19 protein-coding genes, 2 tRNA genes and 1 other RNA gene are annotated in these 25,807 nt (G+C 44.3%); 14 read left to right on the top strand and 8 right to left on the bottom strand.

Annotated features, from left to right (window positions below):
* Together MSG33_RS12115 and MSG33_RS12110 are read right to left on the bottom strand one after the other, a co-directional pair.
* Positions 1 to 67: transfer RNA gene (locus MSG33_RS12115), tRNA-Tyr, on the bottom strand.
* A 92-nt stretch (positions 68 to 159) separates the two neighbouring features.
* Positions 160 to 244, bottom strand: a tRNA-Tyr gene (locus tag MSG33_RS12110).
* A gap of 284 nt (positions 245 to 528) precedes the next feature.
* Between MSG33_RS12110 and MSG33_RS12105 the strand changes: the two genes are divergently transcribed.
* The 3 genes from MSG33_RS12105 to MSG33_RS12095 all read left to right on the top strand — a co-directional run bounded on the left by MSG33_RS12105 (position 529) and on the right by MSG33_RS12095 (position 5,171).
* Positions 529 to 1,638, top strand: coding sequence for an efflux RND transporter periplasmic adaptor subunit (locus tag MSG33_RS12105; RefSeq protein WP_104971436.1), 1,110 nt, complete (start codon positions 529 to 531; stop codon positions 1,636 to 1,638).
* On the top strand, positions 1,638 to 4,751 hold the full coding sequence (gene vmeF / locus MSG33_RS12100; RefSeq protein ID WP_248381184.1) for a multidrug efflux RND transporter permease subunit: 3,114 nt from the start codon (positions 1,638 to 1,640) through the stop codon (positions 4,749 to 4,751). Before MSG33_RS12105 ends, vmeF begins: the two co-directional genes overlap by 1 nt.
* A 222-nt stretch (positions 4,752 to 4,973) precedes the next feature.
* Complete coding sequence (locus tag MSG33_RS12095) at positions 4,974 to 5,171, top strand: type II secretion system protein (protein ID WP_005390570.1); 198 nt, start codon at positions 4,974 to 4,976, stop codon at positions 5,169 to 5,171.
* Between the two features lie 90 nt (positions 5,172 to 5,261).
* Here MSG33_RS12095 and MSG33_RS12090 read toward each other — a convergent pair whose 3' ends face one another.
* Positions 5,262 to 5,837 (bottom strand): porin family protein, encoded by a 576-nt coding sequence (locus tag MSG33_RS12090; RefSeq protein ID WP_012842010.1) that lies wholly within the window; start codon positions 5,835 to 5,837, stop codon positions 5,262 to 5,264.
* Positions 5,838 to 6,050: 213 nt separating this feature from the next.
* Between MSG33_RS12090 and MSG33_RS12085 the strand changes: the two genes are divergently transcribed.
* Positions 6,051 to 6,368 (top strand): DUF1244 domain-containing protein, encoded by a 318-nt coding sequence (locus tag MSG33_RS12085; protein WP_005390574.1) that lies wholly within the window; start codon positions 6,051 to 6,053, stop codon positions 6,366 to 6,368.
* A 63-nt stretch (positions 6,369 to 6,431) separates the two neighbouring features.
* Here MSG33_RS12085 and MSG33_RS12080 read toward each other — a convergent pair whose 3' ends face one another.
* Positions 6,432 to 7,526, bottom strand: a complete 1,095-nt coding sequence (locus tag MSG33_RS12080; protein WP_005390576.1) for a PLP-dependent cysteine synthase family protein — start codon at positions 7,524 to 7,526, stop codon at positions 6,432 to 6,434.
* A 138-nt stretch (positions 7,527 to 7,664) separates the two neighbouring features.
* Here MSG33_RS12080 and MSG33_RS12075 point away from each other — a divergent pair, with 138 nt between their 5' ends.
* Together MSG33_RS12075 and MSG33_RS12070 are read left to right on the top strand one after the other, a co-directional pair.
* A complete protein-coding gene (locus tag MSG33_RS12075; protein WP_053807138.1) occupies positions 7,665 to 8,129 on the top strand; it encodes an Lrp/AsnC family transcriptional regulator in 465 nt (154 codons plus the stop codon).
* Between the two features lie 461 nt (positions 8,130 to 8,590).
* Positions 8,591 to 11,632: a cadherin repeat domain-containing protein gene (locus MSG33_RS12070; RefSeq protein WP_248381183.1), complete on the top strand. Its 3,042-nt coding sequence runs from the start codon at positions 8,591 to 8,593 to the stop codon at positions 11,630 to 11,632.
* 64 nt (positions 11,633 to 11,696) lie between these two features.
* Here MSG33_RS12070 and tesB read toward each other — a convergent pair whose 3' ends face one another.
* Entirely contained in the window at positions 11,697 to 12,557 is an 861-nt protein-coding gene (gene tesB / locus MSG33_RS12065; protein ID WP_005390581.1) for an acyl-CoA thioesterase II, read from the bottom strand.
* Positions 12,558 to 12,797: 240 nt separating this feature from the next.
* Between tesB and MSG33_RS12060 the strand changes: the two genes are divergently transcribed.
* Positions 12,798 to 13,232 carry a YbaY family lipoprotein gene (locus MSG33_RS12060; RefSeq protein ID WP_248381182.1) on the top strand — a complete coding sequence of 145 codons (435 nt, stop codon included), beginning with the start codon at positions 12,798 to 12,800 and terminating at the stop codon, positions 13,230 to 13,232.
* Positions 13,233 to 13,262: 30 nt separating this feature from the next.
* On the opposite strand, the gene MSG33_RS12055 is transcribed toward MSG33_RS12060, so the two are convergent.
* The gene (locus MSG33_RS12055) at positions 13,263 to 13,565 is read right to left on the bottom strand and encodes a DNA base-flipping protein (protein ID WP_005390592.1); all 303 of its coding nucleotides are present in this window, start codon (positions 13,563 to 13,565) and stop codon (positions 13,263 to 13,265) included.
* A gap of 257 nt (positions 13,566 to 13,822) precedes the next feature.
* Here MSG33_RS12055 and MSG33_RS12050 point away from each other — a divergent pair, with 257 nt between their 5' ends.
* The 7 genes from MSG33_RS12050 to udp all read left to right on the top strand — a co-directional run bounded on the left by MSG33_RS12050 (position 13,823) and on the right by udp (position 22,116).
* A complete protein-coding gene (locus MSG33_RS12050; RefSeq protein WP_005390598.1) occupies positions 13,823 to 14,566 on the top strand; it encodes a hypothetical protein in 744 nt (247 codons plus the stop codon).
* Positions 14,567 to 14,718: 152 nt separating this feature from the next.
* Entirely contained in the window at positions 14,719 to 16,722 is a 2,004-nt protein-coding gene (locus MSG33_RS12045) for a GGDEF domain-containing protein (protein WP_248381181.1), read from the top strand.
* A 137-nt stretch (positions 16,723 to 16,859) separates the two neighbouring features.
* An RNA gene (ffs, locus tag MSG33_RS12040) (signal recognition particle sRNA small type) lies at positions 16,860 to 16,956 on the top strand.
* 208 nt (positions 16,957 to 17,164) lie between these two features.
* Positions 17,165 to 17,899 carry an RNA methyltransferase gene (locus MSG33_RS12035; RefSeq protein ID WP_248381180.1) on the top strand — a complete coding sequence of 245 codons (735 nt, stop codon included), beginning with the start codon at positions 17,165 to 17,167 and terminating at the stop codon, positions 17,897 to 17,899.
* 248 nt (positions 17,900 to 18,147) lie between these two features.
* Complete coding sequence (locus tag MSG33_RS12030; RefSeq protein ID WP_005390603.1) at positions 18,148 to 18,567, top strand: CBS domain-containing protein; 420 nt, start codon at positions 18,148 to 18,150, stop codon at positions 18,565 to 18,567.
* Between the two features lie 178 nt (positions 18,568 to 18,745).
* Positions 18,746 to 21,052 (top strand): zinc/cadmium/mercury/lead-transporting ATPase, encoded by a 2,307-nt coding sequence (locus MSG33_RS12025; RefSeq protein ID WP_248381179.1) that lies wholly within the window; start codon positions 18,746 to 18,748, stop codon positions 21,050 to 21,052.
* Positions 21,053 to 21,357: 305 nt separating this feature from the next.
* Positions 21,358 to 22,116: a uridine phosphorylase gene (gene udp / locus MSG33_RS12020; protein ID WP_012842006.1), complete on the top strand. Its 759-nt coding sequence runs from the start codon at positions 21,358 to 21,360 to the stop codon at positions 22,114 to 22,116.
* 156 nt (positions 22,117 to 22,272) lie between these two features.
* Here the strand turns inward: udp and MSG33_RS12015 are convergent, their stop codons facing one another.
* Positions 22,273 to 23,433 carry a DUF1887 family protein gene (locus MSG33_RS12015; protein WP_005390608.1) on the bottom strand — a complete coding sequence of 387 codons (1,161 nt, stop codon included), beginning with the start codon at positions 23,431 to 23,433 and terminating at the stop codon, positions 22,273 to 22,275.
* Positions 23,434 to 23,596: 163 nt separating this feature from the next.
* A complete protein-coding gene (locus MSG33_RS12010) occupies positions 23,597 to 25,588 on the bottom strand; it encodes a methyl-accepting chemotaxis protein (RefSeq protein WP_248381178.1) in 1,992 nt (663 codons plus the stop codon).
* Positions 25,589 to 25,807 lie beyond the last annotated feature (219 nt).

Here is a 25,807-nt window from a genome sequence, read left to right as displayed (position 1 = left end):
GGACGGATTCGAACCATCGAAGGCAGTGCCGGCAGATTTACAGTCTGCTCCCTTTGGCCACTCGGGAACCCCTCCAGGGTGTTTTATACTTAAAAGATAGTTTCCCAACCTAGCTTTCAAGTTGTTCTTATGTTTAAAGGAAAAACACAAGAAAGAATATGGTGGAGGGGGACGGATTCGAACCATCGAAGGCAGTGCCGGCAGATTTACAGTCTGCTCCCTTTGGCCACTCGGGAACCCCTCCAGAGGATTTTTATACTTAGCAAGATGTTTTCCCAACTCATCTCCCAAGTGCGGAGCGAATCATAGCAAACTCGCTCAGGCTGTAAAGCGTTTTTCTTGCGTTTTTACGTTGAATGCTGTCTTTTTGGGCAAAGATGGTAGAAAGTCAGCGTTTTGTGCGTCCTTTGAACAGAAGAGAAACGCTCTTTTTACTTGAATTTACACTACTTGACGTTAAACCACGTATCTACTGATAAAATGTAAGCAGTTTAATGACATAAGTTTATTCGTTTAGAAGTCAATATCATGAGCATGAAAGCCACGTTATCGTTATCTGTTTTAACGCTTTCTATATTAATGAGTTCTCCATCAGCTTTCGCAGCTATGCGAGGCTCAGCAGTTACCGTCGTAACTGAACAAGTAGAAACGCACGAGATCAATCAATCCTTATCGCTTATCGGTAAATTAGAAGCGGCGGAGTCTGTGGTTGTTGCATCGGAAGTCGCCGGCAAAGTGAATCAAATCGCTGTTAAAGCGAATCAAAATGTCCAACAAGGTCAGCTGTTAATCAAGTTGGATGATGATAAGGCTCAAGCTGCTTTGATTGAGGCAAAGGCGTACCTTAAAGATGAACAACGTAAGCTAAAAGAGTTTCAACGTTTGGTTAAGCGAAATGCTATAACCCAAACTGAGATCGACGCACAAAAAGCAAGTGTTGAAATCGCACAAGCAAGGCTGGACGCCGCTCAAGCAAATTTGGCCGATCTTCATATTACGGCTCCATTCTCTGGCACTGTTGGTTTCATTGACTTTAGTCGCGGTAAAATGGTTAGCGCGGGTACAGAGCTGTTGACCTTGGATGACCTTTCCGTCATGGAGCTGGATTTACAAGTACCGGAGCGCTATTTATCGATGCTTTCTATTGGTATGGAAGTCATTGCCAAAACCAGTGCATGGGGTGAACAGACGTTTACTGGTCAAGTCACAGGCATTGATACGCGGATTAGCTCAGAAACGCTGAACCTGCGTGTACGTATTGAGTTTGAAAACCCTGAAAACCTCTTAAAGCCGGGCATGTTAATGAATGCATCATTGGCCTTCCCTGCGATTGAAGCGCCAATTATCCCGGTTCAAGCACTAGAATACTCTGGCACCAAGCGTTACGTATACGTCATCGATGGCAACAATAAAGCGACTCGACAAGAAGTCATTCTCGGTGCTCGTGTCGATAACGAAGTCGTTATTGAATCAGGCGTTGAAGTTGGCGACAAAATTGTTGTACAGGGCATCGTTAATATGCGAGATGGTGTTGAAGTTAAGGAAATTGTCGCACCAGGAAAGTCAAAAACAGCTAACGCAACTGGTAATCAAGGTGTTCAAAGCACGCAAGACGAAGCGGCTAAGGAAGCAAACTAATGTTACTTTCTGACGTTTCTGTAAAACGCCCAGTCGCAGCGTTGGTATTGAGTATGCTGCTGTGTGTATTTGGCTTTGTATCCTTTACGAAACTAGCGGTGCGAGAAATGCCGGACATTGAAAGTCCGGTCGTTTCCATTAGTACGCGTTACGAGGGCGCTTCCGCGACGATCATCGAGAGTCAAATTACGTCTGTATTAGAAGATCAGCTTTCAGGCATCAGCGGAATCGATGAGATCAGTTCGACGACGCGAAACAGCAGTTCGCGTATTACGATCACTTTTGAGCTAGGCTACGATCTCAATACGGGTGTTAGTGATGTTCGCGATGCGGTGGCTCGCGCTCAACGTTCGCTACCTGATGAAGCGGACGATCCAATTGTCTACAAGAATAACGGTTCAGGTCAGGCCTCCCTCTATATTAACCTCAGCTCTGCAGAGATGGACCGCACTCAATTGACGGATTATGCCGAACGTGTATTGATGGATCGCTTTAGCTTGATCTCTGGGGTGAGCTCCATTGATCTCTCTGGTGGTTTGTACAAGGTGATGTACGTGAAGCTTAAGCCAGAGCTGATGGCGGGGCGCTCAGTCACGGCTTCGGACATTACATCGGCACTGCGAAGTGAAAACTTAGAAAGTCCGGGTGGTGAAGTTCGCAATGACTCGACAGTCATGTCGGTACGGACAGCGCGTAGCTATAACACGCCGGAAGATTTTCAGTACCTCGTGATTAAAAGAGCAAGCGACAACACGCCTATCTATTTGAAAGATGTCGCTGATGTTTTTATCGGTGCAGAAAACGAAAACTCGACCTTTAAAAGCGATGGCGTTGTCAATGTTAGTTTGGGGGTTGTTCCTCAGTCTGATGCGAACCCGTTAGAAGTAGCAAAATTAGTTCGAGCTGAAGTTGATAACATCCAGAAGTTCTTGCCGGAAGGAACGCGGCTTGCTATCGACTACGATGCGACGGTGTTTATCGAGCGCTCGATAGAAGAGGTATATAGCACGCTATTTATTACGGGCGGTTTGGTCATTTTGGTGTTGTACATCTTCATTGGTCAAGCTCGTGCAACCTTGATCCCAGCTGTTACGGTTCCGGTATCGCTGATTTCTTCGTTCATTGCCGCTTATTACTTTGGCTTTTCTATCAACTTAATCACCTTGATGGCGTTGATCCTGTCTATCGGCTTGGTAGTGGATGACGCGATTGTGGTTGTTGAAAACATCTTCCACCATATCGAACGTGGTGAATCGCCTTTGCTTGCGGCCTATAAAGGCACGCGGGAAGTAGGCTTTGCCGTTATCGCGACAACGCTAGTGCTGGTGATGGTATTCCTGCCGATTTCTTTTATGGATGGCATGGTAGGTCTGCTATTTACTGAGTTTTCTGTCTTGTTGGCGATGTCTGTGATTTTCTCGTCTTTGATCGCCCTGACATTAACTCCTGTATTGGGTAGTCAGATTTTGAAGGCGAACGTAAAACCAAATCGATTTAATCAAGTGGTCGATCGCCTATTTAGTAAACTTGAGAGTGGTTACCGCTCATTATTGAAAGGCGCATTGAAAATGCGTTGGGCTGCACCGCTGGTGATTTTGGCGTGTTTGGGCGGCAGTTACTTCTTGATGAACCAAGTGCCAGCCCAGTTGACCCCTCAAGAAGATCGCGGCGTGATGTTTGCGTTTGTACGCGGGGCTGATGCCACGTCATACAATCGTATGTCAGCCAATATGGACATTGTTGAAGACCGATTGATGCCATTACTCGGACAAGGGTATCTGAAGTCGTTTAGTATCCAAACGCCTGCATTTGGTGGACAGGCAGGCGATCAAACCGGCTTTGTTATCATGATTCTAGAAGACTGGAACGAGCGAGATGTAACAGCTCAGGAAGCGCTTAACAAAGTGCGTGGTGCACTGGCTGGTATACCTGATGTTCGAGTGTTCCCATTCATGCCTGGTTTCCAAGGTGGTTCGAGTGAGCCTGTTCAGTTTGTGTTAGGTGGCTCTGATTACGATGAACTCCTCGTCTGGGCTGACATGTTGAAAAACAAAGCAGAAGAATCGCCAATGATGGAAGGCGCTGAGATCGATTACTCAGAGAAAACGCCAGAGCTATTGGTTACGGTCGACAGACAGCGTGCCGCAGAACTAGGGGTCAGTGTCAAAGACATTTCTGATACGCTAGAAATCATGCTTGGTGGTAAAAGTGAAACGACTTATGTTGAGCGTGGCGAAGAGTATGATGTGTATCTTCGTGGTGATGAAAACAGCTTTAATAATGCTGCGGATTTAAGCCAGATTTATCTGCGAACCAATAGTGGGCAGTTAGTGACGTTAGACGCGGTCACTAAAATTGAAGAAGTGGCAGCTTCTATTCGTCTATCTCACTACAACAAACAGAAATCCATCACTATTACAGCCAACTTGTCAGAAGGCTACACATTAGGAGACGCGCTGAATTACCTTGATCAACAAGCGATAGACAACTTACCAGGTGACATCTCGGTGAGTTATTCTGGCGAGTCAAAAGACTTTAAAGAGAACCAAGCGAGTGTTGCTGTCGTGTTTGCGTTGGCATTGCTTGTGGCGTATCTCGTGTTGGCGGCTCAGTTTGAAAGCTTCGTGAACCCGTTAGTGGTGATGTTTACGGTGCCGATGGGCGTATTTGGTGGCTTCCTTGGCTTGGTTGTGATGGGGCAAGGCATGAACATTTACAGCCAGATTGGCATGATCATGTTGATCGGCATGGTGACGAAAAACGGCATTTTGATTGTCGAATTTGCCAACCAGTTGCGAGACCGTGGTGTTGAATTCGAAAAAGCGGTTATTGATGCAGCTGCGCGACGTCTACGCCCGATCTTGATGACAGCATTTACCACGCTTGCTGGTGCCATCCCACTGATCGTTTCGACAGGGGCAGGTTATGAGAGTCGTATTGCTGTGGGTACCGTGATCTTTTTCGGGATGGGATTTGCAACATTGGTGACCTTATTTGTCATCCCGGCTATGTACCGATTGATTTCGGCGAAAACACAGGCGCCAGGTCATGTAGAAGCAGAATTGAACAAAGCACTCAGCCACGATACAAAAGGCCGTATTGCTCATCCTTAGCCGCTGTACGTAAAGCTTTGATTGAAAACACCGAACAAAAGTTGTTCGGTGTTTTTTTATATTGAGAGTGATTACTTATAGATCTAATGATTATTTTTGTTTATTATTTCGCCGCTTCTTCGAGGGGCACAGGACTCGCTCATCGTATTGACTGAATGTCGGGTCTTGTTAGGTGTCATGCCGGGAAAGCAGCATATACCTATTATTATTTGAGGTGTTCTCTTGAAAAAAGTACGTGGTAGTTACATGGTAGAAATGGTTTTAGTTGCGGGTGTTATGGCGTTGTTAGCGACCACTGCACTTCCGACGTTAACGAATGCACTAAAAGATCGTCAAGATGGCATTTTACACTCTCTCGATGCCGGGCAACCAAGTAGCCATGTGAATCAAGAGACAACAGAAAAGTTCTCCGCTCAGTAACTGATGACACTCCGTAGATTGTAAAACAAGCCGAGGTAAAAACCTCGGCTTGTTTGTATTTCAATTCTGGTAACTTGGTGCTACCTAATGTTAGAAGCGTTTCCCTAAGCTAACTTGCACACCTTCGTAGCTGTCGTAAAAATCTTCAAAGCCCATATCTGCGACATTATAGATGTACTCTGCGCGCAACCAGATGTCTTTGCTCATATCCCAATGGACACCAGCACCGATATTGAATAGTGCTCCTGAATCATCGGTGACTTTTTGTTGGTTTGGAACGTACATTTCTGCCTGAGTCCCTAACGCGGTCACGCGGCCAAACAAAGAAAGTGGCGTATCGCCAAGGTTATCACTGGTCAATACAGCTGACATACCCGCTTGGTAATAGTGCAAATCCAAATCTGTTTTCAGTTTGTCGTTCTTAAGTTCGTTTTGGGAATAGCGAAGCACACCTTCAAACGCAAGGTATTGATTAACATGATAGCCCCAACCAACAGTGATATGTGGTGTGGACCACTCATTGTCTCTGTCTGAGCCAAAATAGGGTGTATCAAAACCGACGTTACCAGTACCCAGATAAAAATAAGATTGATGAGTTTGTTCTTGAGCAGCAAAAGTCGGCACACTGATGGTCAAGGCAGACAATAATAGAATGGCGTTTTTCATAACTTGACGATAACCTTTGTAAAAGACCGTTGTAATGAGTTGTGTTAATATTAATTTAATCAATAAGATAGATGGCGTTTATCATATCAGCTTTTACGCAAAGGTAGTCATTTAGACTGGGAATTGTTGCGCTAAAGCAGACTTCCTAGGTTGGAGAACTTACTATTCGGTATGGTGACTAACGTCAATCAAATAAGAGAGAAGGAAAGGAAAGTGGCTGAATTCAAATATAAAAACCTGACTCAAGAAGAACAAGATAAGTTAGACGCGGCGACATTTCGTCGTTTATTGGCGCATTTAGACGCGAATAAAGACGTGCAGAACATCGACCTCATGATTCTTGCGGGCTTCTGTCGCAACTGCTTTAGCAAATGGTACAAAGCTGAAGCGGAAAATCTCGGTGTGGATTTAGATATTGATGACGCTCGCGAACGTGTTTACGGCATGACTTACGATGAATGGAAACAAAATCATCAGCCAGCGGCAACGCCAGAACAATTGGCGGCGTTTGAAGCGCGTCAGAAAAAGTAATACTCATTTCCAAAAAACAGCTCGCACATCAGCGGGCTGTTTTTTTACATTCGAATTTACATATTAAGCGGTAATTGGACCGCAACATGCAGGTTCGACACAGCCTTTCGCTTGAATGACTTCAAGTTGCGCGAGGTAAGGTTGAATATCACCGATGTTCTCTTTTACCCATGCTAAGTCGTAATACGTATCTAAGTAACGCTCACCAGAGTCACATAAAAGTGTCACGATAGAGCCTGTTTCACCGCGTTGTTTCATTTCGCAGGCCAGTTGAAGCACACCGTAGAGGTTCGTCCCCGTTGATGCGCCTACTTTACGCCCAATCAGTTGAGAAACCCAATGTGCAGTTGCCACACTGGCAGCGTCTGGAATTTTGCGCATCTCGTCAATAACACCTGCAATAAAGCTTGGCTCGACACGTGGTCGACCGATGCCTTCAATTTTGCTGCCGGTCTCACCTTTTAATGAGTGATTACCTGACTGGAAAGCGTCGTAAAACACCGAGTTTTCAGGGTCTACGACACAAAGTTTGGTGTCGTATTTTTGGTAACGAATAAAACGGCCAATGGTTGCAGACGTGCCACCAGTTCCTGGGCTCATTACTACCCAATTAGGAATTGGGTGATCTTCTAGTTCCATTTGGCTAAAGATAGAGTTCGCAATGTTGTTGTTGCCGCGCCAGTCAGTCGCACGTTCAGCATAAGTAAACTGATCCATGTAGTGGCCATTTAACTCTTGAGCCAAACGTCGAGACTCGTCATAAATCTGATCTGAGCGCTCTACAAGATGCGCTTTACCACCGTAAAACTCAATTTGTTCAATCTTTTTACGTGCGGTGGTTTTCGGCATAACAGCAATGAACGGTAAGCCAAGCAAGCGAGCAAAATACGCTTCTGAAACGGCAGTGCTGCCTGAGGACGCTTCAATCACTGTGGTTTCAGGACCAATCCATCCGTTACAAATCGCATAAAGAAACAACGAGCGTGCCAATCGGTGTTTCAGAGAGCCTGTTGGGTGCGTGCTCTCATCTTTTAGGTAGATATCGATACCATCAAGAGAAGGCAGTTCGAGTTTAAATAAATGAGTATCAGCAGAACGTTGAAAGTCTGCTTCAATTTTACGCACTGCATTGTTGATCCAGTTGTGGTCAGTACACATGGCGTCTCTCCTTGGAAATCGATAGATAAGCATTAGATGGGAATAATTTACCTATAATATGAGAGAAAAACTTTGCTATAGTTGCTGGTAATGAATGTTTTGATAGAAAAATTTTCTACATTTTGTGGGTTTTATAGGATGATTTTGGATCGAGTCGATAAGCAGCTGCTTGCGTTGTTACAAACCGACAGCACCTTGTCATTAAATGAGTTAGCAGAGCAGGTAAATCTGACAACGACGCCATGTTGGAAGCGTTTGAAAAGGTTGGAAGAAGAAGGCTACATCGAAAAGCGCGTGGCGTTACTGAGTGCAGAAAAACTCGACCTGTCTTTTATCGCTTTTGTTCAGCTAAAAACCATCGATCACTCCGAAGATTGGTATCACCACTTTGTTACAACAGTGAGTGATTTCCCTGAGGTGATGGAGTTTTATCGTATGGCCGGCGAGTATGACTACATGATGAAAGTGCTAGTCAAAGATATGAAGTGTTTTGACGAGTTTTATAAGCGCTTAGTTAATAGTGTAAAGGGGCTGTCTAATGTGACTTCAACATTTGCTATGGAATCCATTAAATATACGACTGAGTTACCACTTCTCAACTAAATAGCTTTATACGAATTTTATTTAATGGTTACTCTATCTGTTAGCATTTTAAATGTTAACAGGTAGCAGGGTTATTCTAACTACGTTACTTTTTACTGGGTTGGAATAAATATAAACGATATTTATTCTCTCTTCTATTTCCGCATTAACTGTTTGTTTTTTATCCTCCATCAAGCACTGATACAGCAAAACGCATGAAAAAATAACGCAATTTTTTCTCTTTATTTTTCGTGTTTTATTTTTATTGAATATTCATTTTTACTAAATTAATTAATTAGTTTGATTTAAACGTTTGCTTTGTGTTGTTTTGTGTATTTTAGTCACCACTTCTGAACATTTATTTTTATGCGTAATACAGTAGCAAATACTTAAGTAATAAAGTACTCAAAAATGGATATAGTGATTAATAAAACATCGTATTATTATCGCTAGCACTTATTTGTGACAAAGTGTTTCTAAAAATGAACAGAAAATATTATTTGCTTTTTCTTGCGGCTTTACTCGCTGGTTGTGGTGGTGGAGGTGACTCTAAAACGAACAATACAAAGACACCAACTACGATAACAAAGCAGAGTCGTCCACAGTTAAAAGCTGAAGACACGGTATTGAAGTTTGAGGGCGTGGGAACCGTTACAGAGGCAAAATTGAGCAATGTACATGGCTCGGTGTCTTATCAAGTCATTGACTCTAATCCGCTAAATGTTGTGAAAGTTAATGACTCTGGAATGCTACAAATTTTGCGTCCAGGAACGGCAACAATTCTGGCTACGGATAGCAGTTCTGCTTATGAATCCTCTGAAGCACGATTTTCTATCACTGTGGAACGAGGTATTAACACAGACCTTTCGGTTAGTGATCTAAACTTCAATGCAATCGAATCTGAAGGGAAAGCGCTGGCCGTTCGTGGCCAAAAAGGTGAATTGAGTTATGAAGTAGAAAGTGGTCATAACTTGATTCGGGTTGATCAGAACGGTTCGGTATATTCATTAGGCTCAATTGGTCAGGCGTCGGTACTGATTACTGACTCAGGTAACGAGCTTTATCTGCCGAAGCAAGTTCGCGCGACGGTGAAGCTTCATGGAGTAGCATCCGGGCAACTTCAATTCGCCTTGCTGGAAGACGAATATAGAAAAGGGCTGACGTTAGAACCTGCACGTTTAGATAAAGCTCAAACGCAAAGCATCACATACAAAATTATTCGCAGCGAACCAGACAACAAAGTTGCCGAGTTACTCAACCCTGAGTCAGGTGTGCTCCTTGTTCATAATGTTGGGCAGTTAACCGTTGAAGCGACAGCAACTTACAGCGATGCCTTTCTAGATAAGCAGCAAACGGCGCAATTTGTTGTGGATGTAAAACAAGGTCAACGCGAAGCAATCAGCGTAGCGGATGTTGTGAAAACTTATGAGGAAGGTGGCCGAATTTTCCCTAAGGTGACGAACGCTCGCGGCGACTATTCACTGCGAATTATTAGCGGCACAGATGTTATCGCTAAATCTATGAGCAGTGAAGCACTGCTGATCAAAGGTGTAGGTACGGCTGAAGTTGAAATCTACGAGCATGAAATGCGTAATTATCCTGCAAGCAAAGCTCGCTTCAATGTTGAAGTTAATCGCGCGCCTCATCCAGTGATGAACGACATTGAAATGTCGCTTATTTATCAGCCTAGCCTCTCAATTCCTTTGGCATTTTCAGGACAAAAAGGCAACGTAAGCCTAGTCGGTAGTTTACCGGACGGTTTAAGAATGACCGATGGCAAATTAGAAGTAGAGACGGCTGGTGAATATAGTCTTAAGTTTGAAGATGATGGTGGGGATTTATATCAACCAATTCAGTTTAATGTAGTCATCAAAGTAGCGAAAGCTGCGGGACAAGCCATGGTGACTCAAGATTATGAAATGGTGTATAGCAAAGACTATAGCTTTGATCTTCGTCGTGACTTTGGTTTAAGTACAAGTAACGATCATGTAGAACTCGTTGATAACACTGCTACAGATGTTATAGAGGTTACTGCGGATGGACGTGCCTATGTTTACAAAGCGGGTAAAGCGACGTTAACAGTTCGCAGACAGGAGAGCGCGAATTATACTGCGGGTCCAGATCAGAAAGTGTACGTTAATATTCTGAGTGCGCCGAGTCGGATTGATGTGCAATCCGAAGTGGAAGAGACTTGGAAAACCAGCCAGCCTTATGTTCAAAAACCGACCATCTCTGGTACGGTTGGCGAAGTTTCGTATCGATTTGCAGAAAATGCAGCAACGGATGTGGTTTCCCTAGACAGCAAAACGGGCGAGATGCGCATCCTCAATGCTGGCAGCACAAGAGTTGTTGTATCGGATGCGGGGGACGATAAATTTACTCCGGGTGAAAGCAGTTTCTCTGTCACGATCAAACAGGGCACAAACCCTGTATCGATTGCTTATCCAACGGTAGACTTTTCAGCGGGTACTATTATCTCACCAGTGATGAGTGGAGGAGAGGCGAAAGCCAGCTATCGTCTTATTAACCAAAAAGATCCTGTGGTTGAGTTAGTCTCTTCTGAAACGGGGCGTTTGAAGATTTTGCACGCAGGCGAGTACCAATTAGAAGTGACGTTAACTGCACGTAACTATACAACTAAAACCGTATTGGTTAACGGCACCATTAATAAAGCGGATCATCCCGGTCTTACCACGAAACTTCAAACCGTTGAGTTTACGCCTTTCAAGGCAATTGACTTAGATTTCGGTAGAACGGTCGGTACTCGCACTTACTCATTTGGCGATACTGTGAGCAAAGATCTTGCTACGTTAGACAATGCGAATTCTGAGTTGACGCTAACCAATTATTCTCAATACCATTCTATTGCGCTAGATATCTCTGAGAGTGAATCGCGAGATTACAAAGCGTTACCAAGAACAAAAGTCACGGTTAGTGTCGATTTGGCAGAGTCGGGTGTTGCAGATAAATACACACAACTTAATAGCGAACAAACCGTCATTGTGAGCACGCTTAGTGCCCCACAGTTTGCCAATTTAGAAGAGAGTGAATTTGGTATCTTGGGTTCGCGTTCGGTACGTGAACCGACGGATGACGAGCTGCAAAAACACGGTAAAGGTAAGGTTGTGCTATTTATGTTTAAGCCAGTTGGTAGCGATGACCAAAGACAAGAAAAGGCTGCATGGGTGCATGTTGCTCGATTCGATGGATGTACATCAGAGCTATTTGCTGATGACCTTAAGCCTTTTAATGCAATTAGTTATGATGATCCAGGGTATTGCACCAGCGGTAGCACTATCCGTATGACTCGGTTCTTAGTGATTGATGATTCTAATTTGGAAGACATAGAGTATGAGTTGGCTGCACCAATCATTACTTACCGTCGTGGGGTGCGTGAATTTTTAGTAACGGATAAAGGTGGATTCTATGCTGACCCAAATGTCGTTTACGGGAAAAGCGAATACGGTTACCCGAAATCACTTTACGAATGGTCGGTCATTACTATGAAGTATCAACCGAATTAATCATCGTTTGATACCCACTAAAAAGGAGTGCTGAGCACTCCTTTTGTCGTTTAAGGTTTAGCGGTTACTTGGTATAGCGCATGACTCCTTCTTGTACGGCAGTCGCTACCAAATGACCTTGCTGGTTATAAATTTCGCCACGCACTAAGCCTCGAGTATTACTCGCCGTTGGGCTTTCTATTGCGTACAAAAGCCACTCATCCATCTTGAAGGGACGATGGAACCAGATTGAATGGTCAATGGTGGCAACTTGGAAGTTTGGCGTCATTAATGACACTTCATGTGGGTGCATTGCTGTCACGAGGAATCCCCAATCTGATGCGTAGGCCAACAGGTACTGATGAATAAGCAGGTTCTCTGGCATTTCACCATTGGCACGAATCCAAAGATACTGTTTAGGCTCTGCTTTTTTGGGTTTTAGGGGGTTGATGACCGTAACAGGACGGGTTTCAATTGGCTTTTCACCACAAAATGTTTTGCGTAGTCGCTCTGGCAGGAATTCGGCTATATGGCTAGCAAGCTCACTCTCAGAAGCGAAGTTTTCTGGGCCAGGAATGTCTGGCATCTCCTTTTGATGATCAAACCCAGGTTGATCGCCATGGTAAGACGCCGTTAGGTAGAAAATAGGGCGTCCATTTTGAATCGCCTTAACGCGTCTGGTGCTGAAGCTACGGCCATCCCTTAGGTTTTCTACATCATAAATGATGGGCTTTTCTGGATCACCAGGGTACAAAAAATAGCTATGGAAGGAGTGCACCGCGCGTGTTTCTTCAACGGTGTAGCGCGCAGCAGAAAGCGCTTGCCCAATCACTTGGCCGCCATACACTTGAGGCAAACCTAGGTTTTCACTTTGGCCACGAAACAAGCCTTCTTCTAATTTTTCGAGTTGTAGTAGGCTGAGCAATTCTCGTAATGGTTTACTCATTGTGTCTCCTCACCGTTGTCTTTCACTCCAACTTACCTCAACAGTCTCACTCTTGTGAAGTGCCATAGTTAAGAACTATTGAGTAACTTAGAAATAGTATTGTTCCGATTATGAAACAAAATCAATTGTTTGATAAATTCTAACTCAGTCAAACTATTGTCAAATAAACTGGCAGGAAGCAGACAGTTTTATATTCCACACCTATAATTGCTCCGGTTTAATACTCTTTTCGAGGAAGATATGAAAAAAACACTACTGCTTGTTACTTCTTTACTCTTTGGGGCTGCGTTAGTGGGTTGCCAAACTTCTCAAAATACAGAAATGGAATCTGCAGAGGCGTCAATGAAGACGATTACAGGTACAGTGGCTTACCGCGAGCGTATTGCTCTGCCGCCAAGCGCAGTGGTTACCGTCGCGTTAGAAGATGTGTCTTTGGCTGACGCGCCAGCAAAAGTACTAGCAAAACAGACATTCGAAACGGAAGGTAAACAAGTACCTCTTTCTTTTGAGCTGAACTACGATAACAATGAAATCAAACCAAACCATCGTTACAGCGTTCGTGCGCGTATTGAAGTGGATGGTAAATTGCGTTTTATCAGCGATACACATAACGGTGTAATCACAGATGAAGCACAAACTCACCAGTTGGATATTCGTCTAGTTGGTACGCGTTAATATCAAACTTAGCGAACAAAAAATGGCAGCCTAAGGCTGCCATTTGTATTTTCTTAGCGAAATTTTTCCAATCTCAGATACTTCAATTCCTTCGGCTTCTAATTTCTTTGTTTGTCGTTCTAAATTACTGCCTTTTAAGGATATTTTTCCTTGACTATTTATCACTCTAAACCACGGGAGTTTGCTGTCCTCTGGCAAATTACCAAGCGCCTTACCAACATGTCTTGCGTAGCCCGGGTAACCTGCCATTTTTGCGATTTCCCCGTAGGTGGAGACTTTTCCTTTTGGAATTTGGTGAATTACAGCAAAGATTTGCGCTAAAAATTGGTCCATACTCAAAAGTGTCTATTGTGGATTACTAAGGAATGGTAAACCATCGGACTTGTATATTGCTAACGGTTCTTAACGTTTATATTGCCCGCGATTGACTTTTGTTGATCATATTTTCTCTTCAGTCGTGCCGTATGTTAATGAGCGTTAAAAAGCATAAAACAAACACAAGCTAAGCTTGAATCTAGACCCTCTCAACGACTTTTAATCCCAGTTTTTGCCGTTGAGTTACCAAGTAGGTGGGGAAGCCAGGAGGCGCTATGATTTTATCGACACTTCAATTTTTCATTACGACTTTACTCGCAGTGGTGTGCGTTCGAGCGATGAGTTTGAGCGAGGGAGATATTCCCGTTCTTGCACTCATGATCCCGGCGTTGTGGATCTTGCCACAAGGCGGGTTTGCAGGCTTGGTATTGCTGGGCGCAATGATGGCTTTTGGCGCTACGCTCTCAATGCAGCCAATCGCGCTATCGATTGGTATTTTGATCCTTTTCCCACTTTTAATGGTAGTGTTCTCTCGTAGAAGTTCGTTGGGCGTCCTGCTCACCGCAGGCCTAATCGTACTTACTCTACAAGTCGGTATTATGGTCACGCAACAAGGTGGGAAACTGGATGGATCCGCTTGGGTTACAGTGGTTCAAACTGTCTCGGTCATGGCGATGTGGTGGTCTGCTGTACATTGGACCCCATCCAATAAGCATAGCTGGTGGCCGATGCTGTTGTTGTTCCCATTATGGATTGCTGGCTTGCCATATGCCGTTCTTGTGGCATTGAGCGTGACAGGAATGCTGGCTTCAATGGAAACCCTCGCGAAGCTTAAACACTCCATTCGTTGGAGTAAACTATTGTGCTGGACGTTACCGACCGTTGGCTTTGCTGCCTTAGTGGTAAGTCCGACTACAGATGTACCAAACCCTGTTTTTGTTGTTTGGATCTGTTTGTTAGGAACGGCTTGGATGACGGACTATATCTTACGTAGCAGCGATGAACAGGCAGAATTATGAGTATTTCGTCAGGTAAAAAGTGACACGTGCGGCAGACTATCGAATTGGTTGTGGAACAAAATGAAGATTAGTATATGTTCTTCATTTCATATTTACTAAACTTCCAATAATAATAACCACAATATAAGTGGTTGATTTAAGATAAGTTTGTCATGACTACCTTTGCTCGAACACTGTTGCTTTTTACTTGTTGCCTACTGAGTTTGAATGTAAAAGCTGAATCACCTTTAATTGCTCATTATAAAGTTGCGACAGAAGCGGATGATGTCGTCACCCGTGTTCTTTTTAATGCTGCATCGAAAGAGTTCGGCTTTACCGTTCAATATGTGAACTATTCCAGCTTTGATGCCATTCTAAATTCCGTCGCGAATGGGGAAGCGGACTTTGCTGCGAATATCACTTACACAGAAGAGCGTGCTCAACGCTTTAGTTACTCCCGTCCAACTAATATCGAATATACCTACCTTTTTGGTTTAAAAGACTCGACGTTGAGTGACATTTCACGAGTTGGCGTCCCTAAAGATACGGTTTATGCCGAATTACTCAAACAATACTACCCGGAGCTAAAACAGGTCTCTTATCAAGGTCATGAGCAAGCGGTAACGTTACTGAGATCAGGCGTTGTTGAAGGCGTAGTCGATGCCATCAATCAGCTTAAGCCGATGCTGCTGGAGGGCTTTGACGCTAAGATGTTGAATGATCAGATTTCGATAAAGCCAGTATCGATCATCAGTAAAAAAGATCATCACCTCGAAGAGTTGGATACGTTCGCTACGTTTATTCATGGGGAAGGAGTGCAAAAGCAACTTCGTGAAGAGATCTCCCAGTATCAATTTGAATTAAGGCGAGCGGCATTGCGAGAATCTATTCGCTTATTACCTCTCGATTTTAGTGAGCCTATACGGATCAAGCTCGAATCTATCTTTCCATATGTTGTTTACAACGAAGACGGCAGTATCGAAGGGATGACGGCAGATGTCGTCCTGAGAAGCTGTGAGATCTTGGCATTAAACTGCGTGATCATTAGTGAGCCAAATGAAAGTTGGGGTTCCATGTATCATGAGTTTATGCAGGGGAATTTTGAAATTTTAGCGCCGTTAACGGTCAGTCGCGAGCGACATGAATTTAGTTACTTTCCCAAGCCCCATTACTCACCAGCATCCGTTATGGTCAAGCGTTTAGGTTACAAGCCGAACACTTACTCTCATGTGTCACAGTTGATCTCTGAGCGGATTGGCGTGGTTGAGGACGACTTTTTCGACCAAATGATGACGCAACTTTTACCGCTAAAAGAGCTGAAACGTTATCGTAACCAACAAGAACTCATTCAGGGTTTATTGAATGAAGAGGTCGATTACATTCCGATGGATATCGCGATGCTCAACCACTTTTTACGTCTGAGCGAGTTGGTTCCGATAGAGCAGGACACGGCGATTGGTGAGTTTTACCAGTCACAACTTTCTGTTGGATTGGTGGCGAACGAGAAAGGTGCCATGCTTGCTCCTTTTTTCAGTCGAGCGATAGCGATGTTGGAAGTTGATAAGATCATTGCCCAGTACGACCTGCGCCCAGATTGGCGTACCGCGCTTGAATATGAGGTTCGGCTGGCGACGCAAACACAGGCTGTGTTTGTCTTTGTATTGTTGTTTGCGATTTGCGTTTCGCTTTATCTTTACCGTCAATCGAATACCGACAATTTAACGGGGTTAAGAAATCGCCGCGCGTTGCAAGTAAAACATCGAAAAGGCGTAAACAAAGAGCTATCCATACTTTACTTAGATATTAACCACTTCAAACGAATCAATGATACGTACGGTCACCGTGCTGGTGATGAGGTGTTGCAATTATTGGCGCTAAAAATTCATTATGTATGGTCAGGGAAAAGTTACCGGATAGGGGGAGATGAGTTCATCTTGTTGGGCTACCCGACTCAAGCAGAATTAAATAGGGCAATGAAAGAGCTCAGCAGAATTGATGTAAAAGGCAAACTGTGTAGTGAGTTAGAGTCTGTGGGTATCTCTATCGGTGTCTCTGCAAAAAGAGAACAGCACATGAGCTTAGAGCAAGCCATGCATTTAGCTGATGAAGATATGTATTCAAGTAAGCAGTCAACACGCCGCTATCCTTCTTCGCATCGTTACGTGGCTCAATCATAGAGGAATGAATTGATCGAGTTTTGTCCAAACGGTAATGAAATGACGAAATTCAAGGTTTTTGCTCTTGCATTATGAGGGCTGATACTGAATAATCGCCCCATCGATTGAGGCAAGTCCTCTCGAAAAGAATTATGGGGCTCTGGTCCTCTCGCAACAATAGCTCGTGAACTCGGTCAGGTCCGGAAGGAAGCAGCCGCAGCGGGTGACTTGTGTGCCGGGATGTGGCTGGGGTCCCACCCTTTAAAAGCCCTGCGTATATCGCAGGGCTTTTTTCGTTTTTGAACCCTCTTTTACTGCGTTTGCTCTTCAAAGTCTTCTGATGAATCAAGTTTCTTGAGGTTATTTAAGTATAATTTATAATCTCACGCGCTTGATACCGAACTGTCGTGAAGATTGTTTCGAGTACATTCGCCGAATAACCATTTTCACCTGGGATACTTTAATGATTTCAAAAAACCAATTAAAACTGCTTCGTGCTTTAGGTCAAAAGAAACAGCGTAAAGCGCATGGCTTATTCCTAGTTCAGGGTGAAAAGAACGTTTTAGAGCTGGCAAGCAGTTCATTAAAGGTGAAGCATGTCTTCGCAACCGAGGCATTTCTCGAACAAAACGCTAGTGCGCTAAGTGGTTTTGATTGCATTGAAGCATCGCTTGACGACCTCACCAAAGCGAGCACTCTCGTGAGCAATAACGCGGCCATTGCAGTGGTTGAAATCCCGAGTGTAAAAGTGCCTCAAGCAAAAGACTTGATGATTGCGCTAGATGGTGTATCTGACCCAGGTAATCTAGGAACGATTATTCGTGTCGCAGACTGGTATGGCATCAAGCAAATTATTGCGAGTACAGATTGTGCTGATCCGTATAATCCTAAGACGATCAGCGCGACCATGGGCAGTTTTGGGCGCGTACAAGTGAGTCTGGTGGATTTGCCAAGTTACTTAGAGGAAGCCAACTTGCCAGTTTATGGCGCGTTTCTGGAAGGGGAGAGCGTTCATAAAACGGAATTCGCTGCTGAAGGTATTTTGTTGATGGGCAGCGAGTCCCACGGCGTACGTGAAGAAGCTGCGAAGCTCGTGACAAATAAGATCACGATTCCGGCATTTGGTGGTGCTGAGTCGCTGAATGTCGCAATGGCAACCGGTATTATTTTAGACAATATGCGTCGACATCATTGTTAATGTAACTATGCGCCAATAATGAAGCCAGTCAATTTGACTGGCTTTGTTGTATTTACCACCTGTTAAAAATGAGCCCATTTGCAAGTTGTACTCAATTAAACAACAGTGAATGCCGATGATGACTTAATTTTGATTCAGATCAATAGGCTGCACCTATAAATAAAATTACTCATTTCCATTTAGTAAATTCAGGAAATTAGGCGACACTTATCTAAAGGCCGCAATAAAATGCCCTTAAGGAGATAAGAATGCATTCATTAAAAGTAAAAGATTACATGACGTTGCAAGCGGTGACCTTCACTAAAGATATGTCACTTTCGGCTGCTTTGAATAAAGTCATGCAAAGCGTCACATTAGGAGGCCCCGTCATTGATGAGAATGAAAAGGTAGTTGGATTCTTATCAGAACAAGACTTGTTAGATAAATTGGTGAAAGCGAGTTATCACTGCCAAGACACGCATACCGTTCAAGAGTGTATGCATGACGATGTTTTATCTGTTTCTCCAGACATGTCAGTGATTGAGTTGGCTGACATGATGAAGATTGGTAAGCCAAAAATGTATCCAGTGGTTGACGGTAAAGGTAAATTGGTTGGCGTTATCACTAGGCGAGATGTGCTGCGCGCCATCGGGATGACTTTAAATGAGTGTTTTAAGCATCCAGTTTAACCTTTTTGATCAAATATCATAGGTGCTTGATTTTAAATAAGTCATTTAGAAAGACGCTTCGGCGTCTTTTTTATTTTCAATCGACGAGTTTTTAAAAAATCACCTTGACCTTGGAGCTAGCTCTAAGGTTTATCCTTAGTCATAGGCAAAGAGCCTACACCAATAAGGAAAATAAATTATGTGTACGAAACATCAAGGTTGCCAATCTAGCAAAATCAAAACTGCGGTGCCGCTTGGCGCGAGCGAGTCGTGCTGCGCACCAGTAAAATCTTCACTCAACATTTCTCAAGCTGGCGTAGAAGTGTCTGAAAGTTCATGTTGCAGCGGAGGGAGTTGTAGCGCCGACCCAGGTGAGGAAGAAGAGCCCTCAAGGGAGAATGATTCCTCAATTCGAAACTCGTGGCTTGTGTCAGGTATGGATTGCCCTTCATGTGCACAAAAGCTTGAGAAGGCTATTACGTCTTTGGAAGGTGTTAGCCAAGCAAAAGTCTTGTTTGCAACAGAAAAACTGGTTGTCGATTTTGACGATCGCGAGCTGACCTCTACGATAGAGCATACAGCCCAACAAACAGGTTTTCCGCTTTCTTCACTCGATGCTCCAAAACCAAATACCGCAACGAAGGGCTGGCGTGGGGTAGTAAAAGACAACATTCAAATTCTATCTATTGCTAGTGCGATGGCTGTCGCGGCAATAATTTCTAAGATCGACCCTCAAATAAGCACTTGGTTATTCACGTTGACCTGTTTACTGGGTTTATACCCAATTGCGCTCAAAGCGTTCAAGTTGGCGCGTAGCGGTACGCCTTTTGCGATTGAAACGTTAATGAGTGTGGCAGCGCTCGGCGCTTTATATTTAGGTGAAACCGCTGAAGCGGCAATGGTGTTATTGCTTTTCCTTATTGGTGAAAAGTTAGAAGCATATGCATCATCCCGCGCTCGAAGTGGTGTCCAAGCGCTAATGGACTTAGTCCCAGAAAATTCAATTTTAATTGTTGATGGTGAGCGTAAAGAGGTGCCTGCAGCTCAGCTTAAGCCGGGGGATATTATAGAAGTTGCCCCCGGTGGTCGTTTGCCAGCGGATGGTGTGTTGCAAGATGCGCTTGCAAGTTTTGACGAAAGCGCGTTAACGGGAGAATCCGTTCCCGTTGAGCACCAAACGGGTGGCAAAGTGATGGCCGGGGCTGTGGTTGTCGATAAAGTCGTTCGTTTACAGGTGACCTCTCGCCAAGGCGAGAATGCGATTGACCGAATTCTCCATTTGATTGAAGAAGCAGAATCTCGTAAGGCACCATTAGAACGTTTTCTGGATAAATTCAGCCGTTGGTATACGCCGCTGATGATGTTGGTGTCCTTGATGGTTATCGTCACGCCACCACTGTTGTTTGCTCAACCATGGGAAACGTGGATTTATCGAGGACTTGCCCTGTTACTGATCGCCTGTCCGTGTGCGTTGGTTATTTCAACGCCTGCAGCGATTACTTCTGGCTTGGCGGCTGCGGCGAAGCGGGGGGCATTAATCAAAGGTGGTGCGGCGCTTGAGTTGCTTGGTAAGGTTGAGTCCGTCGCATTTGATAAAACCGGTACATTGACGCAAGGTAAACCACAGGTGACCGACGTCTTTGCTTTCGGTGTAGATGAAGACAAGTTACTTAGTCTGACAGCCTCAATCGAAGTTGGCTCAAGCCACCCTCTAGCGGTTTCTTTAGTTAATAAAGTGCAAAAGCAGGGGCTTCCTATTCCTGAAGCGCTAGATAAAACCGCACAAGTGGGCTCTGGTGTCACTGGTTACGTCGATGGGAAAATAGTCCAAGTAGTCACGCCTTCTAAGGCCGATTTCCCACTTTCTCAAGAAACCGAAGAGCGAGTGGTGACGTTGGAACAACAAGGTAAAACGGTTGTTATTGTGCGTTACGATTACGAGGTCATTGGCGTGATCGCATGGCAAGATACATTGCGCCCAGATGCCCAAGAAGCTATCGCTACGTTGAAGGAGCTTGGGATAACGTCGGTGATGCTAACCGGTGACAACCCGAGAAGTGCTGAAGCAATGGCGACCAGAATAGGCTTGGATTATAAAGCAAGCTTATTACCAGCAGATAAAGTGCATTACGTCGAGAAACTATCACAGCAACACACCGTTGCAATGGTGGGAGATGGTATTAATGATGCGCCAGCGATGAAAGCTTCGAGTATCGGTATTGCGATGGGAGGCGGTACGGATGTTGCGCTGGAAACGGCCGACGCGGCATTAACGCACAATCGTCTGATTGAGTTACCTGCCATGATAGAACTATCGCGTGCGACGTTAAGTAATATTCGTCAGAATGTTGCGTTAGCGCTTGGTTTGAAAGGTGTTTTCTTGGTGACAAGTTTATTGGGCATTACGGGTCTATGGGTGGCAGTATTAGCCGACAGCGGCGCAACTGCACTGGTTACGTTAAATGCGTTGAGATTGCTCCGTTTTGAGTCCAAGCAGGCCAAGTGACCTACCTAACTAGCTAATAAAAAGCCCGAGGCATTTGTGTCTCGGGCTTTTTTAACCGTATCGACGAAATTCAATAAGATGTCTAGTTTGTTTTTGAAATCACGCATCGCTATGCAACAAAATGAGCCAAACTCTCTAAAAGTGTGATCATTGCTTGTTTTGGATGAAATTATAGTTTCATTACATTTTCTCATTGTGATTATGATCACTCTATGTTGGTGAAAGGTTCGCTACAGTGCATTTGTACCCAATAACTGATTAATGAGCTTATTGTTCATAAAATAAGCCACAATAAGGAGCGACTTATGTCTCAAGCTGTATTTCATTTAGGTGTTACTGAAGCTGATCTTAATGGTGCGACTCTAGCCATCATTCCTGGTGATCCAGCGCGCGTTCAAAAAATCGCAGAACAAATGGAAAACCCAGTATTTCTAGCAAGTCACCGTGAATACACGCTATACCGTGCCGAATTAGACGGTAAACCTGTTGTGGTTTGTTCTACAGGTATTGGTGGCCCTTCTACCTCTATCGCAGTTGAGGAACTCGCGCAGCTTGGTGTTCGTACTTTCCTACGTGTTGGTACAACTGGCGCAATTCAACCGCATGTAAACGTAGGTGACATGATCGTAACGACGGGGTCAGTTCGCCTTGACGGTGCGAGCCTGCACTTTGCGCCAATGGAATTCCCAGCAGTTGCTGACTTTGAAGTAGCAACTGCAATGAAAGCGGCAGTAGAAGAGTCTGGCGCTGCGGTTCACATGGGTGTGACGGCTTCAAGTGATACTTTCTACCCAGGTCAAGAGCGCTACGACACGTTCTCTGGTCGCGTTGTTAAGCGTTTCCAAGGTTCTATGCAAGAATGGCAAGACATGGGCGTACTTAACTTTGAGATGGAGTCTGCAACATTGCTAACAATGTGTGCGAGCTCTGGTCTAAAAGCAGGTTGTGTGGCGGGTGTAATCATCAACCGTACACAAAAAGAGATTCCAGATCATTCAACTCTGAAAGAGACGGAAGCTCGTTCAATTAAGGTGGTAGTAGAAGCAGCGCGTAAAATGCTGTAAGCCGCGATAATTGGCATTTTAAACAAACGGAAAAACCAGAGGCATGCCTCTGGTTTTTTTCTACCTATCTAAACCCACACTTAAAAATTAGGTATAAAAAAAGCAGCCTGTAACGCTGCTTTTGATCATTTTGAATTCTAGCTTTTATCGCTGATGTTAGATCTCGTCCGAGCCACCTGCGTCTTTAAACCAAGCCGTTAGGTGCGTTCTTAAGTCTTTAAGCTCATCAGGGCCAATCAGAGCTAGCCCCAAATCTTCTGCACGAGTAATGTCATTGTGACGAAGCGGTCGGAAGCTCACCAGCATTGCACGTGCTTGTAAACCACCTAGCAGATCTCTGAGGGATTCTAGCTTGTACAAGGTGTCATCGCCGTCATCTCGCATACCTTTGGTTTTACACTCAATGATGTGGAGCTTGTTGTTTACCACTGTTGCAACATCCAACTCATTGCGTACTTCACTTTCACCAAGTTTGCGATAAACCTGAACATTCAAAGAGCGATCTTGAATCGTCGGCATCGTATCTTGAATTTGCTTGACTGTGCTGTGTACCAGAGTCTCTAACCATTCACCGTTTGAAAAGCGGCGTGCATCTTCATCAGCAAACGTTAGAACGCCATTCTCATAAGTGGCGATTTGCGCTTCCACTAAGTCCGAAAGCAGCATATTGAGCTCACGGTAGCCTTGTTGCTTTTCAGAAAGCTCCACATCAAGTTTTTGCTCTTTGCGGCATGTGGTTGCAAGGTAGTTAAGAGTCGCTAAGCCTGGACCAAGTTCAAGCGCATTTGAGGCCCAGCGTTCACCAAGTTCATACAGTTTTTTATCAAGAAGAGGAGGTAAATCAACGTGGTGGAACTCGCCGCGTGCGCCGAAGATAGTGAGGTAGTCAGCAATCGTAATGTGGTCTTCGACTTGAGTATCTTCTTTGCCATCTGGGTATAACCAGCAAAGCTTATCGCTACTTGGCTCAACCACAAAAATTGGCCAGCGATAGGTACGGAAAACCTCGTACACAGACAATAAGCGATGACGAAGACCGCAACTGGCGTTCAATTTCACATCTTCGCCGCGCTCATGGAGATCTTTTGCCAGTTTTTGAATCGCTTGTTTGATCAGCGAAGTATTGACGGCGGATGGGATTTCAAAAAATTCGGAAGTAATGTCTCGTTGCTCTAAAACGGCACTCAGTCGGTCAAATATATCTAACTGGCTCTTGTCTCCGATGAAGACGATATGTGTGCTTAGCGTACGATTATCTAATAGAGGAGTGACCAATCTCACTGGGTCTTGGTCGATAATACCAACATGAACAGCCATAGATTTTCCTTTTTATGAGGCCGCTCGAAAAGAGATGTGCAAGGGGATGAGCTGGCCATATTAATCATATGTAGACATGGCTGATAAAAAACAAGGGCGACTTAACAAAAAGTCGCCCTTATACAGTTGATTGCACTGATTAATGCTCAAATTTATAAATTATTTATAACTTAAAGCGGTGAACCAATTCATTCTGTTGATGAGCCAAGTGAGTCAGGGATTCACTGGTCTGTGCGATGCTCGACATAGCTTGGAAGCTTTCATCGGCGATACTATTGATATCTTCAATACTGCGTGCAATGTCTGCTGAGGTTTCACTTTGCTCTGCTGCCGCTTGCGAAATATGCGTACTCATTTGGCTGATTTCGATGATTAGCGCTTGAATCTCTTCCATTGAGCTGTTCGCTTTTGATGCTTGCTCAACAGACATCTCCATATCGCTCATACAGCTTTGTATTACGTGATTTGCTGACTGAGAGCTGGATTGCAGATTACTGATCATCGATTCAATTTCAGTGGTGGACTGAGTGGTTCTGGATGCAAGCACACGCACCTCATCGGCCACTACCGCAAAGCCGCGACCTTGTTCGCCAGCGCGAGCCGCTTCAATTGCTGCATTCAATGCCAGTAGGTTAGTTTGTTCAGCAATGTTGCGAATCACATCGAGGATAGAACCAATTTGACCACTCATTTTTTGCAATTCAGAGACAGCGGAAACGGATTCGTTCAAACGCGTTTCCAGTTGATTTATGGTCGAGATATTGCTGCTCATGACATTTCTGCCGTCTTCAGAGGCAGATTCGACACGCTGCACCATTTCTAGTGAACCTTGTGCACTTTGAGCGACTTCTTGCACTGAGTGAGACATTTCCGTCATTGCGGTCGCAACGTTTGCTGTTTGCTCACGTTGTGAGCTTAATTTGCTTTGCGCTTGCGAAGACGTGCTTTCGTTTGTTGCTGCGGTCGAAGATAGGTTCTCTGACGCTTCGTTGAGTTTCACTAAGATCTCGTGAAGACTGTCGGCTAGTGAGTTAATGTGTCCACTCACTCGGCTGAACTCGTTGTTATAGCGAATATCGATACGTTGTGTCATGTCACCTTCAGTCAGGCTTTCAAGCACTTTTAGAATACGAGTCAATGGTTCGCGAACGCTATGCGCGATGTGGTAGCCAATCGCTGTGGCAAGTAGCACGACGACAACGCCAATGATGATGGCTTTCGTCACACCCGCAGAATAAATGTCACCAGCGTCTGCTAACGATTCATTAAGTTTATCCGTTGCGGTTGTCGTAAATTGCTCAAGAATCGCCATGGTTGAATCAACTTTATTCGCTAGGTTGGCGATGTTGTTGTATAGCGCTGCACGAGCATTGAGGTAATTATTGTGCTGGTCTAAGACACCTCCACGCATTCCCACGTCGCGTGTGAATTGTTCTACCGACTCACCAAACGCTGTTTTTAGTTCAGGTAATTGAGTAACTAAACCACGGAAAGCATAGTTCAAATGAGTCACTGCTTTGCGGTTTTTGGTCACGGCTTGTGTAACAAACTCAGGATCAGAGCTGGCGAGGGCATCAGAGGTTATAACTTCGGCATCTTTTAGCTTAATGAAGTAACTCTTCGCCATGACTTTGACAGAAATGCTAGTTTGATCTGCCACATATTCTTTAAGGCCGACCGACAACTCGGTATTCAGCTTTTGGAAGCGACGTGACGATTTTTGCACTTTTTCTTGCGCAGCGAACATCGCTTCGTAGTTGTCCATGGCTTCAAGAGCTTCAGTAAAATAGCTCTGCTCTAACGCTTTTAATTGTGAAAACGGTTCGGCAAGAGAAGGATAGATTTGGCTCGCAGTTTCCAGTTGACCCAAAGTGGATTCGAAACGTTGTTGAGATCTAGCAAATTCCTGACGCATTTCATCCATGCGTTGTTTATTCTCTGTCGTCAGAAAATCTTTAAACGATTTGTCGGCAGAAAGCAGTTCAACACTGGTTTGGTTAGATAACGATACCAGTGGTAGAGATGATTTAGACACGGTGCCAAACTTCCCGTGAATATCACTCATTCCTCCCATCATAATGGCAATTGTGACGGCAAATAGGATGATGATCAGAGCAAAGCCTGCATACATCCTTTTAATAACTGAACCTCGCATAAGTGAGCTTCCTCTCCCAAAATAGACAAGCTACCCAAGAATTTTGAGCTTACTTGGGTATAAAAATAATAATTGTCTTAAAAAAGTAACAAAATTCATTGGATTGTATTGAGTTTGTGACGCGCATTTTATGACGCACACGACAAAAAAAGCTTCGTTAATTAGCGTTTGATTAATAATGTTAAGTGAACACTGTTTTTATTGAGCTCCGCTTTTGGT

The organism is Vibrio sp. 1CM7H (genome assembly GCF_023161645.1).
Classification (GTDB): Bacteria; Pseudomonadota; Gammaproteobacteria; order Enterobacterales; family Vibrionaceae; genus Vibrio; species Vibrio diabolicus.
This window is presented reverse-complemented; position numbering and strand designations above follow the sequence as displayed.